At 65.5% G+C, this 13,416-nt stretch carries 13 protein-coding genes; 7 read left to right on the forward strand and 6 right to left on the reverse strand.

The features are described from left to right. Positions 1-16 precede the first annotated feature (16 nt). From LVJ94_06795 to LVJ94_06810, 4 genes are all read right to left on the reverse strand, one after another. A complete protein-coding gene (locus LVJ94_06795) occupies positions 17-814 on the reverse strand; it encodes an ATP-binding cassette domain-containing protein (GenBank protein ID WXB06943.1) in 798 nt (265 codons plus the stop codon). Continuing rightward, positions 811-1,818: an ABC transporter permease gene (locus LVJ94_06800; GenBank protein ID WXB06944.1), complete on the reverse strand. Its 1,008-nt coding sequence runs from the start codon at positions 1,816-1,818 to the stop codon at positions 811-813. The genes LVJ94_06795 and LVJ94_06800 overlap by 4 nt, the downstream gene beginning before the upstream one ends. Beyond that, positions 1,805-2,896, reverse strand: coding sequence for a sugar ABC transporter substrate-binding protein (locus LVJ94_06805; protein WXB06945.1), 1,092 nt, complete (start codon positions 2,894-2,896; stop codon positions 1,805-1,807). Before LVJ94_06805 ends, LVJ94_06800 begins: the two co-directional genes overlap by 14 nt. 97 nt (positions 2,897-2,993) lie before the next feature. Further along, entirely contained in the window at positions 2,994-4,145 is a 1,152-nt protein-coding gene (locus LVJ94_06810) for a mandelate racemase/muconate lactonizing enzyme family protein (GenBank protein WXB06946.1), read from the reverse strand. Between the two features lie 30 nt (positions 4,146-4,175). Here LVJ94_06810 and LVJ94_06815 point away from each other — a divergent pair, with 30 nt between their 5' ends. The 6 genes from LVJ94_06815 (at position 4,176) to LVJ94_06840 (ending at position 10,037) form a co-directional block, all read left to right on the forward strand. Continuing rightward, a complete protein-coding gene (locus tag LVJ94_06815) occupies positions 4,176-4,934 on the forward strand; it encodes a FadR family transcriptional regulator (protein WXB06947.1) in 759 nt (252 codons plus the stop codon). A 10-nt stretch (positions 4,935-4,944) separates the two neighbouring features. Beyond that, a complete protein-coding gene (locus tag LVJ94_06820) occupies positions 4,945-5,877 on the forward strand; it encodes a U32 family peptidase (protein ID WXB06948.1) in 933 nt (310 codons plus the stop codon). A 26-nt stretch (positions 5,878-5,903) separates the two neighbouring features. Continuing rightward, entirely contained in the window at positions 5,904-6,947 is a 1,044-nt protein-coding gene (locus tag LVJ94_06825; GenBank protein WXB06949.1) for an alcohol dehydrogenase catalytic domain-containing protein, read from the forward strand. Beyond that, positions 6,944-8,389, forward strand: a complete 1,446-nt coding sequence (locus LVJ94_06830; GenBank protein ID WXB06950.1) for an aldehyde dehydrogenase (NADP(+)) — start codon at positions 6,944-6,946, stop codon at positions 8,387-8,389. Before LVJ94_06825 ends, LVJ94_06830 begins: the two co-directional genes overlap by 4 nt. A 6-nt stretch (positions 8,390-8,395) precedes the next feature. Continuing rightward, positions 8,396-9,262: an SMP-30/gluconolactonase/LRE family protein gene (locus tag LVJ94_06835; GenBank protein ID WXB06951.1), complete on the forward strand. Its 867-nt coding sequence runs from the start codon at positions 8,396-8,398 to the stop codon at positions 9,260-9,262. A gap of 106 nt (positions 9,263-9,368) precedes the next feature. Then, positions 9,369-10,037, forward strand: a complete 669-nt coding sequence (locus tag LVJ94_06840; protein WXB06952.1) for a class I SAM-dependent methyltransferase — start codon at positions 9,369-9,371, stop codon at positions 10,035-10,037. A gap of 7 nt (positions 10,038-10,044) precedes the next feature. Here the strand turns inward: LVJ94_06840 and LVJ94_06845 are convergent, their stop codons facing one another. Further along, positions 10,045-10,599 carry a hypothetical protein gene (locus LVJ94_06845; protein ID WXB06953.1) on the reverse strand — a complete coding sequence of 185 codons (555 nt, stop codon included), beginning with the start codon at positions 10,597-10,599 and terminating at the stop codon, positions 10,045-10,047. A 642-nt stretch (positions 10,600-11,241) separates the two neighbouring features. Here LVJ94_06845 and LVJ94_06850 point away from each other — a divergent pair. After that, on the forward strand, positions 11,242-12,768 hold the full coding sequence (locus LVJ94_06850; GenBank protein WXB06954.1) for a hypothetical protein: 1,527 nt from the start codon (positions 11,242-11,244) through the stop codon (positions 12,766-12,768). Here LVJ94_06850 and LVJ94_06855 read toward each other — a convergent pair. Continuing rightward, entirely contained in the window at positions 12,725-13,411 is a 687-nt protein-coding gene (locus tag LVJ94_06855) for a DUF4328 domain-containing protein (GenBank protein WXB06955.1), read from the reverse strand. The genes LVJ94_06850 and LVJ94_06855 overlap by 44 nt on opposite strands. Between the last annotated feature and the right edge of the window lie 5 nt (positions 13,412-13,416).

Genomic DNA, 13,416 nt, shown 5'->3' on the forward strand with positions numbered 1-13,416 from the left:
CGGCGGAAACCCGCGTTCAAGCCGTCTTGGCGTCGGGTTTCCGCCAATCGGCCGATGCGGTGCGCACCCCGTTGAAGCGATACTCCGCGTGCACCAGATCGAGCAGCTCGGTGACGGAGGTCTCCTTGCACGGCTTGTCGAAGGTGATTGCGCCGTGCTGCAGCAGGTTGACCCGATCGCACACGTCGACCACCTGGCTGTAGTTGTGCGCAATGAGGATCATCGCAATATCGCCCCGCTCTTTGAGCTGCGTGAGCAACCGCAGAATGAGCCCGCCCTCCTTGGCCCCCATGGCCGCGAGCGGCTCGTCCAAGAGAAGCAGCTTGGCATTGGACGTCACCGAGCGGGCCACGGCAATGGCTTGACGCTGCCCGCCCGAGAGATTCCCCACCTCGGTGGTCACCGAGGGAATGTGAATGCCAATGGCATCCAGCGCCTCGCGCGCCCGCCGCTGCATTTCCTTGCGCCGCAAGAACGGAAATGGCTTGTGAACGAGCTCCTTGTTCAAATGCAAATTGAGGTACACCGGAAGGTCGTTCACCATCGCCAGATCTTGGAACACCGTTTCGATGCCCAGCGAGCGCGCATGGGTGACCGAGCGGAGTTCGACCGGCTGCCCCTCCCAGAGCATCCGGCCCTCGTCCGGGCGGTGAAAGCCCGTCAGGATCTTGATGAGCGTCGACTTCCCGGCGCCGTTGTCGCCGATGAGGCCCAAAATCTCGCCCTTGCGCGCATACAGATTGATGTCCCGCAGCGCCGTCACCGGGCCAAAGCGCTTGCTGATGTGTTCGACCCGGATCACGTCGGCGCTCATGCCGTCCTCCGCAGAGAGCTCGCGCGCTTGCGCAGCGCGGTGAGGTAAACGTTCAGCAACATGGCCACCAGAATCGCAATTCCGAGCACCACGTTGAAGGCATTGGCGTTTACGCCCGTTAGATTGAACCCATCGTAGACGATGCCCAAGAGCATGGCGCCCAACAAGGCCCCCACCACCGTACCCGACCCACCCAGCAACGCGGTGCCTCCAATGACGGCAGAGGCCACCGCGAAGAACATGGTGTTGAACCCGCCGTTGGTGGGATCGAACGAACCTACGCGGATACCTTGCAAGAGGCCCGCGAAACCCGAAAGTGCGCTGGTCAGCGCAAAATTGACGACCTTCACGCGGTTCGTGAGGATGCCCGATTCCGCCGCACCCACCGGGTTTCCACCCGTGGCCTGCGTGTGAATGCCGAAGCGCGTGGCCGAGAGCACGAGCTGCATCGTCGCCACGATGATCAGTGCCCAGAGAAACTCCGACCAGCGCCCGCCGCCGAAAATCCCGACCAAGCCGCTGTCCACCACCGTGGGCGCGGGGACCGGAGACCCATTCGAGATGATGAGTGACGACCCCTGGAGGAGAAACGCCATCCCCAAGGTCGTGATGAACGACGGAAGATTGAGCCGCGTGCGGATCCACCCATTGACCGCGCCAATGAGCGCCGCGACCAGCAGCGCCCCGAGCAACGCCACCGCGAATGGTGCTCCGTTCTTGAAGAACGACGTGAGCACGAACGGCGCCAAGGTGAACACGAAGCCCGCGGAAAGGTCGATTTCGCCGCAAATGAGCAGCATGACCTGACCGCTGGCCACGATGGCCCATGGCGCCACGTATTGCGCAATCGTGCGGTAATTGTCCGCGCTGTTGAACCCCGTGCTGGTCGCCGTGAAATAGATGCCGGCCGCCACCGTGACCAGGAGAATGCTCAGCTCCTTGATCTGGATGAGACCCGATAGGGCGGCCCACGCCGGGGGATTGCGCGCGCTACTTGTTTGCAAGGGTCGCCGGTGGCAAGGGAATGGAGCTCGGCATGGTGATGAGGTCCTGCTTGGAGCCCCCCTCGAACTTGCTGTCCGCCGATGCGTACGGCCCGACGGTGTCCTTGGTGACGAAGGTGAGCCCCGTGTCGGTGACCGGCGGCGTGACCAAGGTCCCGGACAATCGGTACAAGTACATGTAGAGCACGGGCAAAAAGCCCTGCAGGTACGCCGATTGATCGATGGTGAACTCGAGCGCCCCGTTGGAGATGCCCTTGATGGTGTCCGCGAGAAGGTCGAACCCGCCCGTGTGCACCTTGCCTTGAATGCCGCGCGACGTGACCAGCTGCGCAATCGCCGCCGTGCTTCCCGCGTCCACCGCATAGACACCCTTGGCGTCCGGGTGGCCCAGGAAGGCCGCGGTCATGGCATTGAGCTCGCCCGCTTGCTCGGCGCCGGTGTTGACCGATTGCACGTTGACCTGGGGCGCGGCCTGTTTGAGTGCGGCCAGAATGCCGTCGAGCCGTGGTTGCACGTTGTTTCCGCCCGGCTGCGAAATGCCCACGAGGATGGTGCCCGATTGCACGTGCTGGGCAATGCGCTGGCCCATCATGAAGCCCGACCGGTAAAGGTCCTGCCCCACGTACGTCAGCGGGAAATTGGCGGGCGCCGTCGCATTGTAGGCGATGACCGGGATGCCCTTGGCCAGCGCCTTCTTGGTCGGCTCGATGAAGGCGTTGCTGTCGGTCAGCGCCACGGCGATGCCCTCGGCACCGCTATTGATGGCGGTGTCGAACGCATTCACCATCTCCGCCACGTTGCCCGATTGCGAGCCGGTCCATTGCGGCGCGGGCAGGCCGAGCATGGCCGCGGCATCGGCCAGGCCATTGCGCGTGGGGACGAAGAACGAGTTCGTGGTGACATGGTTGACGAATACGAACTTCCACCCTGGGGTGCTCGGGAAGCTCCCCACCGTCTTTTGCGCGTTGGCCAGATTCTCGCTGGCCGCGCCCTTACAGGCCGCCAGCCATGCGCCGGCGCCCCCCGCACCCAATAGCTTCAGCGCTGTCCTGCGCGAGGCAAGGCTTTCCTCTTTCATGATGACTCCCTCGAGTGTTTCGCTCCGGCCCACGCCTCGAGCATCTGTCGAGGCCACGGGGCGAATCTACGAATCATTGGATGATTCATAGATTTCGTCAAGACTTCGCTTGTCGCCGTTCCCAACCTTCCGCGAACAAATTGAAATTCACTTTTGCGCGAGGATACTTGGCCAGGGCTTCTCGATTGAGCTCGACGCCGAGGCCAGGTCCGTTGGGCAGAGAAAAATAGCCATCTTTGACCTCGGGCAAACCCGGGGCGCACTCTTTGACGTAGCTATCCGCAAAATCGTTGAAGTGTTCCTGGATTTTGAAATTCACTGTCGTTGCAGCCAAATGAAGATTGGCGGCCGTGGAAATGGGACCGCCCACGTTGTGGGGGGCCATGAGCATGTAATGCGTCTCCGCCGTGCCGGCGAGCTTCTTCGCCTCGAGCAGACCGCCGGAGTGCGTAATGTCGGTCTGCAGAATGTCGGCAGCCTGCAGTTCGAAGAGTTCGCGGTAGTCGAAGCGCGTGTGAAGGCGTTCGCCGGTGGCGATGGGGATGTCCGTGTGTTCGCGCACCTTGGCGAGGGCTTTCAGGTTTTCGGGTGGGACCGGCTCCTCGAGCCATTCGGGGCGGTACTTGGTCAGCTCCCCGGCGAGGCGGATGGCCGTGCTCGGGCTGAAACGGCCGTGCATTTCCAAAAGAATTTCCACCTCGGGCCCCACGGCGTCGCGCACCGCTTCGACCAGCGCCATCGACCGCGAGGTTTCCCCCGCATCCAGCTCGAACATGCCCGCGCCGAAGGGATCGAGCTTCAACGCGCGGTACCCGCGTTCGAGCACGCGCTTCGCCGCGGCATGGAATTGCTCGGGGGTGCGCTCCACCTGGTACCAGCCATTGGCGTACGCTTTGATTTTATCGCGCACTGCGCCACCGAGCAGTTTGTAGACGGGGAGGCCCAGGGCCTTTCCTTGGATGTCCCAACACGCGATTTCCAAAATGGCCAATGCGGACATCGCAATTTCGCCGGGACGGGCGTAGTCGTGCCGCGTCATGCGCAGCACCAGGCTTTCGATCTCGAAGGGGTCGGCCCCCAACACGTGGTTGGGTACCGCCTCTTGCAGGTAACCGAGGAGCGCGTCGGTGTGGTTGAGCATGCGCACCTCTCCGAGGCCCGTGATGCCCTCGTCGGTGAGCACTTCGACGATGGTGAGGTTGCGCCACGGGGTGCCGAGCACGTGGGTTCGTATTCCGGTGATCTTCATGCTGCGCCCAAAGCTAAGTCGTTTGACAGAATGGATCAATCATCCAATGATTGGGTCGTGAACAACACGCATTCGAGTCCCTTGGGCCAACATCGCACGATGCATGGCCAGGTGGTGGAGTGGTTGGGGCGCCGCATCGTCTCCGGAGAGTTGCCCGACGGGACGCAGTTGCCCAACGAGGCCGATCTGGCGGCGCAGCTCAAAGTGAGCCGCGGCGGCGTGCGCGAGGCCGTCAAAGCGCTCGCCGCCAAGGGCCTGGTCGAACCGCGTCCGCGCCTCGGAACGCGCGTCCTGCCGCGCGAACAGTGGAACCTCATGGATCGCGAGGTGATCGATTGGCACGGCCACGTGGCCGATCCGGCGTTTCTCCAGGATTTGCTCGAATTGCGTCTCATGGTGGAGCCCGCGGCTGCGCAGCTTGCCGCGGAGCGGGCCGGTCCCGAGCACATTGCCATTTTGGAATCGTCTTATGCCGGAATGGCCAAATACGCCCCGCGCCTGCCGAAAGCCGAGGCGGCGTTCGTCGAGGCGGACCTCACGTTTCATCTGACCTTGCTGCGTGCGTGCGGCAATCGGCTCATCGAGCACCTCGGCCGCTTGCTGGAGACGAGCCTTTACCACGGGCTGGAGGCGAGCTCGCACGCCCCCGGGGGCGTGGAGGCCACCTTGCCGCTGCACCGCGCCGTGCTGGTGGCGGTGCGCGGTCGCAAGCCGAAGCAGGCCGCCAAAGCGATGCAACGGCTCCTGGAAACGACGAGCGAAGCCGTCAAACGAATCGAGAGGCACTGAGATGGCCCCCATGCATCTGCGTCATTGGTTGAACGCGAACGGATTGCCGCATTCCGACGGCGGTGCGCTGCCCGACAGCCCGAAGCGCTTTCCGGACGGAGCGCAATACCGTGTGGAAATCCCCAGCGTCGAAGGTCCCGAGGTGTTTGCTGCCGTGCTCGCAGAGGCGGAAGCGCGCGGCGTTCCCGTGCACCGCGTCTCGCAGGGGAGCGGCGGCATGCTCCTCACCGACGGCGAGCTCGCCGCCATGGCCGATCTCGGCGCGGCGCGTTCCATCGAGGTGAGCCTGTTCGCGCGCCCGCTCGCGGGGTGGGGAACCTCGGCGGCGGCCGTGGCCTCGGGGGGCGGCTCGCTGGCGGCGCAGGCGCGCGGCACCGAGCAGCTGCTCCAATGCTTGGCGGACATTCACCGCTGCGCGGAGGCGGGCATTCGCAGCGTCCTGGTCACGGACATCGGTGTGCTGGATACCGCGGCCAAGCTGCGGGCCTCGGGGCATTTGCCCGCGGACCTGCAATTCAAGATCAGCGTGCAAATGGGCATGGCCAACCCCGCATCCATCCGCATCGTCGAACGGCTCGGCGCCTCGACGTACAACGTGCCGACGGATCTTTCGCTCGGGCAGCTTGCGGCCATTCGCGCGGCCGTGGACATCCCGCTCGATATCTACATCGAGGCGCCGGACGACTTGGGCGGCTTCGTGCGCCACTTCGAGATTGCCGAAATCGTCCGCGTGGCCGCGCCGGTGTACGTGAAGTTCGGCTTGCGCAATGCTCCGAACATCTACCCATGCGGAACGCACTTGATGCCGACGGCCATTGCCCTCGGGCGTGAGCGCGTGCGGCGCGCCCGCATCGGACTCGATTTCTTGGCCCGCCACATGCCCGAGGCGGTGGCCTCGCAGCAGCTCGCCGTGCCGGGACTCGCCGTGCCGAGGCGAAGGTGAACACGCCGGCACCTGCTCGTGCCCCCTTGCGCGATGCACGGGCCGTGCACATCGACGCCCCCGAGACGTTGCGCCTGGCCGCCGTCGAACCGCGCGCGCCCGGCCTGGGGGAGGCGCTGGTCGAGGTGGCGTGGGCCGGCATCTGCGGCTCCGACCGCGAGGTGCTCGCGGGCACGCGCCCGAAGGACTTCGTGCGCTACCCGCTGATCCCCGGGCATGAATGGTCCGGCACCGTGGTGGCCGTCGGCGAGCTGTCCGATGCATCGCTCGTGGGCCGCGCCGTGGTCGGGGAGGGATTTCGCTCGTGCGGGCGCTGTCCGGCGTGCTTTCGCGGCGACACCAACCTTTGCCAAGCCGAGTACCGCGAGACGGGCTTCACCGAGCCGGGCGCCTGGGCCACGTACCTCACCGTACCCGCGCGGTTGCTCCACGTGTTGCCCAAGGAAAGCGATCTGCGTGCAGCCGCCGCGCTCGAGCCTGCCGCGTGCGTCGCGGCGGCGTGCCTGAAGGCGGCGGTGGTGAGCGGTGAGCGCGTCGCCGTGGTCGGCGGGGGCACGCTCGGCTTGCTCGCCACGCAGCTGCTTCGCGCGAGCGAGCCGTCGAAGTTGATCGTGGTCGACCCCCACCGCGATCGCGGTGAGCTCGCGCAGCAATGCGGCGCGAGCGAGTTTCTCTCGCCGGACGAGGCCCAACGCCGAGCGGGGCAGTTCGACGTTGTGCTCGAGGCGGCGGGTGCGAGCGACACCGCGCGGCTGGCCATGCAGCTGGCCCGCCGTGGCGGACGCATCGTGCTCACGGGCATTCCGCCAGCCTCGACCGGCGAGACGGGACCGTCTGGACAGGTGCACGCACTCTCGCCCACGGAGCTGGTCCTTCGCGAAATCACGGTGCTCACGGTGTTCGGTGCGCCATCGCGCGCATGGGCACACGCGGTCCGTGCGTTCGCGACGGGGGTTCTCGACCCTTCGCCGGTCATCACCCACGAAGTCCCCCTCGAGGACGTGGCCGAAGCGTTTCGGATTCTCACCGACCCGAGCGCCCGTGCTGTAAAGGTGTTGCTACGCCCATGAGTGAACTCGAACGAATGCTCACCGCAGCGGCGGCGGCGCACGCGCCCCTCGCTGCCCTTCGTCCGGCCGCGCGCGCAGGGCTTCTGCGCCGCGTGGCCGTTGCCCTCGAATCGGCCGCCCCCGAGCTCGTCCCGCTTGCGCGCGAAGAGTCCCATCTTCCCGAGGCGCGCCTCACGGGCGAGCTGAAACGCACCACGTTCCAGCTGCGCTTCTTTGCCGACGTCCTTCTGGAGGGCAGTTACCTCGAGGCGACGCTCGATGCGGCCGATCCCAACTGGCCGCCCGGCCCGCGCCCGGATCTGCGGCGCATGCTGCTTCCGCTCGGGCCCATCGTCGTGTTTGCGGCGAGCAATTTTCCCTTCGCCTTCAGCGTGGCAGGTGGCGATACGGCGTCGGCATTGGCCGCCGGTTGTCCCGTCGTGATCAAGGCCCACCCCGGGCATCCGCGCCTCAGCGATCGCACGGCGGCCATCGTCTCCGCGGCCTTGCGGGATGGAGGCGCGCCCGATGGATCGTTCGCGCTCGTTCATGGCGACGAGGCAGGGCGCGCGGCGTTGCTCGATCCGCGCATCAAAGCGGGCGCCTTCACCGGGTCCACGCACGGCGGGCGCGCCCTGTTCGATCTGGCGTCGTCGCGTCCGGTGCCCATTCCGTTTTATGCCGAAATGGGCAGCGTCAATCCGGTATTCGTCACAGAGGCCGCGGCCACCGCGCGCGGGGCCGAAATCGCGACGGGGTACCTCGATTCGTACACCTTGGGCGCGGGCCAGTTTTGCACCAAGCCGGGGTTCCTGTTCGTGCCCGAGTCCGTTGCGGAGGAACTCGAGCTTCGCCTCGTGGCGGGCGTTCTCGATCGCGCCGCGGCGCCGCTGCTCAATGAGCGCATCGCGGCCGGGTACACGTCCGTGCTGCGCACCTTGAGCGCGCACCCGGCCGTCCGCGTCCTCCACGCGGGAACGGACACGCCGAATGGCCCGTCCCCCACCTTGCTGGGGACGACGGCGCGTGCGCTCTTGGCCGACGGCGAGAAGGCCTTGCTCACCGAGTGCTTCGGTCCGACGTCCGTCGTGGTGCGCTACGGTAGCGACGCCGAGCTGCCCGAGTTGGCGCGCCTCTTCACCGGCGAGCTCACGGCCACCGTGCACGGTGAAGCGGGGGATGCCATCGCCGCGCCGCTCCTGGCCGAACTGTCCGAGCGCGCAGGCCGGGTCCTGTGGAACGGATGGCCCACCGGCGTGGCCGTTTCCCATGCCATGCACCACGGTGGACCGTATCCCTCGGCGACTTCGGCGCTGTACACGTCGGTGGGCTCGACGGCCATTCGCCGGTTCCTGCGCCCCGTGTGCTACCAAAATGTGCCGCAGGCTTTGCTGCCCGAAGCGCTGCGTGACGACAACCCGCTCGACATCCCGCGTTGGATCGAGGGCTCACTTCGCCGGTAAACGTCCATGCCCCACGCCGAGCAGATCACCGATCCGAACGCTTCGCACGGAGAAGGACCCGTGTGGCACCCCGACTGGCCCGGCCTGCGCTGGGTCGACATGTTCGGCGGTGAGGTCCTTCAACTCGATGCACGCACCGGCGTCGTGACCCGTCACGCCGTCGGCAGCCGCATCGCCGCGACCATCCGGCCGCGCACCGACGGCGGTGCCATCATCGCCATCGAGCGCGGCTTCGCCCTGGCCGACGCCGACTTGAAGGACGTGCGCCCGCTCGACGAGGTGTGGGCCGATCCGCGCGTTCGCATGAACGACGGCGACTGCTCGCCCGATGGCCACTTCTACTGCGGCAGCATGGCCTACGACGAGTCCCCCGGCGCGGGCAGTCTGTACCGCATGGACCCCGACGGGACGACCGTGGTCATGCTCGAGGGCGTCACCATTTCCAATGGCTTGGCCTGGAGCCCGGACGGCCGCACGGCGTACTACATCGACACGCCGACCCATCGGGTCGACGCTTTCGACTACGCGCAGAACGGTCGCTTCGGAAACCGCCGCACCTTGTTCCGCATTCCCGAAACCGACGGCGCCCCCGACGGGATGACCGTCGACACCGAGGGCCGCCTCTGGATCGCCCTGTGGGGTGGCGCCGCCGTCCATTGCTACACGCCGGAGGGCCGTCTCGAAGAGCGCGTGCAGCTGCCGGTCACGCAAGTCACCGCCTGCACCTTCGGCGGGCCCGAGCTGGACGAACTTTACATCACCACGTCCCCGCAAACCGTCGCACCGGGCACGCAGCCTGCCGCAGGCGCTCTCTTTCGCGCCCGCCCTGGCGCGCGCGGCTTGCCGGCCCGCTGCTACGGGACGACGACGTAGGCGAGACGCTTGCCCGTCGCGCCAATGTTCATCCCGCGCGTCGAAAGGTGAACCGCGGTCGCTCGTTCGCGCCACTGTCCAAGAAGTGCGCGAGGAGTGGCGAAAGATGCGAGCGAGGGTTTCCGAACGCGCTGCCGATCGCGGCAGCGTGCCCGGCCGTTTCAGACTGGCGGGACCAACCGTGCGCGCGGCGCGGGTGTCGGCACTGCGGCCCGCCGAAAAAACGATTCTCGAGCGGCTCGACGTCGAGTTACCGAGCATGACCATGCTCGATCTTGCGGTGGGCGGTGGTCGAACCACGGAGCATTTTGCTCCGCGGGTGAAGCGCTACATCGCGCTCGACGATTCACCCGCCACGCTTCGCGCGTGGTCCAAGCGGTTCTCCGGGGCACCGTACGAGTTCCTGCTGGGTGATGCGCGAACGCTCCCCTTCAACGACCACACTTTCGACTTCGTTCTCTTCGCGCACAACGGCATCGACTACGTCGATCGCGACGGCCGGCTTCGCGCGCTTCGCGAAGTACGGCGCGTGGCGCGGGCTGGGGGGACGTTCGTCTTTTCGACGCACGACCTCGAACGCTGCGCTCCCGTATTGGCCCCTCGGGCTGCGGCGTACCATCTCTGGCTCTCCGAGCAGCTCGCGCAACTTCACCAAGCGGGCTTCGAACGCGTTCGTGCCTACTCCGCGACGACCGGGGCGGAAATCGTGTCGCTCGCGCACGAGTGCCCGCCCGATCGATGGCTCTACTTCCTCTGCCGCGCCGCCAGCGCTTAGTTTGGAATCAGTTTGCGAGTGTCTCGCACATGTTTTCCATTTTTCCGAGCGGTGTGATTCGGAAATGCGTCCTGTCCGCGACCTCGAAAATCGAGCCGCCGCTCAGAACGTACAATCCGGGCGGCACGTTGGTGGTGACGTACTTCGATACGTTCAAGAAGAATCCATCGTGGAGGATCCAGGTGTCGCGTCCGTCGGGGTGATGAAAGGCATCCGCGTCGCCGCTCACGTCGCCCAGCGCGGACTTCCCCGTCGCCGTATTGGTAAAACGGAAGACCAGAGGGCCGGTGAATTGCTCGACCAGCGGCTTGCCCGATGCGTCGACCGCGAGTGTACGAATGCGCTCTTCGTCCACGACGACCTCCGATTTGACCGCGAAGGAACAGTAGTCACCGGCCGCGAACGTCCTCACGGTGCGGCAAACGCGGTAGTCGCGCCACTGGCCGATTGGGCCGGGCGCCGCACCGCATAGCGGGGGATCCGCGTTGGATGACTCCGCGGCATTTGCATCCGAGACTCCGACTGTAAGCACGACGGCAAGCAACCCGATGGTTCGATGCATGATTTCCTCCGAGGAAGGCAAGGCGCTACCTCGACACATAGCACCCCGTCGCCGGACAATCCCCGCCAACGCTTGGCATGATCACCCGGCCCGTCACCTCTGTGTACAGGTCCGCCCAGCCATCCCGATCGCGTCTCTCAGTCCGCGCGCCTCGGCTCAAGCTCAGCCGATGACCCACGGAGAGGGGCGCACCCGGCATTCGCAATTCGCGAATCGCGAATCGCGAATCGCGAATCGCGAATGTGCCGAACCGCCCATCCGCCGGCACCGCGTGTTGCGCAATCGGAGAGCAATACCGCGAACAAGAGCGCGCTGCGTGGGCGCTGAGCCGACCTCACCGGTTCGCACTCTCGGATGGAACATATATGGTACACCTTGTATCGAAAAGATCTGGTTCGGCGACTCGGCAAGAAGTGAGCACCGCTACGTGAACGCATTGCCCCTTACAGTATCTGGGAAGGCCTTATTGCGTGCACTCGAACAGCGATGTTCGTGACGTCACGAACATTGGGAGAAAGAGACCTGGTCGGCCGTGCATGCCAATCTGGGTGAATGGCCATCCTTCGAAAACTTGGAATTCTCTTTGCGACGGCAATCGGATTGGGGCTCGGGTGCAACGGGGAATCGTCTCCGCCTGCCGCGATGGGCGTATCCGACGCGCTCGGCGTGACATCGCATGATGTCGGGTTGGGCCTGTATTTCATCAATGGGGTGCATAGTCCGGACTTGGATCCCACCCAGCCGCGTGCACTGCATCTGATCGACGGTCCGCGGCGGTTCCTGCAGGAGCTCTATATCGTCTCTCGTGCGCCGACGACGCCCGAAAGAGGGCTCTCGCCCATCATGCAGGAGGGCGATCTCGCTGCGGTCGATTGGCAGGGCGTTCACGTCGACGGCGAAGATTGGCGACTCGACTTCGACGGCGTCCATTGGATCCACCAGGTGTACTACCGGGGCGCGCGTTGGATGGTGGAGGCTAGCTCGCTGGCCGTGATTCCGCGCAACGATCGCGGCGACATCGTGGGCCCGGTGCTTTCCATGAACGCGGGCCGCGATGACGTCTGGAGACGCCGCGACGAAGCCTTCGAGCGGCGGTTCGTCGCACGGGTCGTCACGAGTGGCTGCAAAGCCAAGGACGATTGCTCCAATGCGGAGGCCACGTCGGCGGCCGAGGGTCTCGTCCAGCTGCGGGGCGCGCTATCCCCCCATCGGGCCGCCCGCATTCCGTCCGCGGCGACGGAGCTCACCCTCACGTGGAGCGCCGACGCCGGCCATGGCGTCGTACGGCGCGTGCCGTTGGTGCATGATGCCCCGGGGCCGATTGGATATGGGCTGCGTGCCGCGCTGGAAGAGCTGGCTCCTCCAGCCCGCGGTTACTATTTGCCGAAGGAGCGCCTCTCCGCCCGGGTGCGGTACACCGACGCTGCCGGCACGCCGCTTTTTCCGCAAGGTACGCTTCCCACGTACGGCGATGCGCTCTTCCGTGCACCGGCTGCGCAGGGCCTTCGGTACCTAGGATTCAACGATGTTCCAATTCTCTATTGGGCGCACAAGGCACTCCAGGCCGATATGGAAATAAGCCTGGTCGGACCACTCGACCGAATGACCCGAATCGGAACGACGCCCATTACGCCCGCATCGCTCGCGCTATCGCAAATTCCCGCGGCCGACGTCGAACACGACGGGTACACCGGGCTCGTTCAGATCGTGCCCCCGACGAATGTCGTCTTTCCGTGCCTCTTGGGGTTGCAAGGTGCACCGGGTGGCGATCCCTCGAAGTGCTCCACGCCGGTGAGCGACGTCATTGGCTTCGACGTGCCCGAAGAGGCACTACCAGGTACCTACTCGCTCCAGATCAAGGCACGGCGCGAATGGCAAGGAGAGCCCGTGCATGCGGCCGCGTCGATTCGTATCCAGATTGGTACCCAGATGCCATCGCAGTTCGCGCCCTTTCCGATTCCCGGGGTCGATGCCCGCTGCGGGAATTGCCACGCCGGTCGCGCGGCCATTCCGGTGGTGGGGCACGGATTCGAGGGACTCAATGCCGTCGGGCCCGAGTGCCTATCGTGCCACACGCGCGGATACTACTTCGAACCGGACGCGGACATCGTGACCCGCTTGCAAATCATCCATTCGCGCTCGCACCGTCTCGGCCCACCGGTTTGGTAGCGGTGCCGTCGAGTTGACGCTGCGAGATTTCGGACATCACCTGGACGCAGAAGACCGCCGCGACGAGGCCGAAAAGGCTACCGCCCAGGCCAATGGTGCCCGCCACGGATAGGTCGTTGATCCGCGAGGTTGCGGTTTCGATGAAGCCCATGATGAGCCATGTGGCCCACCAAACATCCACGATGCCCTTGTGGCGTGGTGACTCGGGATTGCTCGCAAACCACAGCTCCATCACCGCGCGGTACGGTTTGACGAGGTGCGCGAAAGGAATGAAAAACCAGCCCACGCACCAACCTGGCGTGAACGACATGGCACCACCACGAGCGTGCACGTTCGACGCGGCTCGGTGAATCCACAAGCAAAAAGCAAGCGCTGCCAAGCACCGGCAAAGGAACGAGAGCGCCGCGCAGGCCAGCAAGATGAGGGCCGCCCCCACGTTTTCTCCGTTGCCTGTGACCTGCCCCGCCAACACGGTCTGCGCGATGGCCAAAATGACCGAGGACGCCACGGAAAGCATGATGGCGACGGACGCCCACACCATCCGCGTTTTCAGCGGAACGAAACCTCCGTAACGCGACCATGCATCCTGCGGCGATAGGTATTGGCCATAGCTCGCTGCCGGCGGACTGTAAGGATTCTCCATTTGGA

It is taken from the genome of Sorangiineae bacterium MSr11367 (assembly GCA_037157805.1).
GTDB lineage: Bacteria > Myxococcota_A > Polyangia > Polyangiales > Polyangiaceae > Pendulispora > Pendulispora rubella.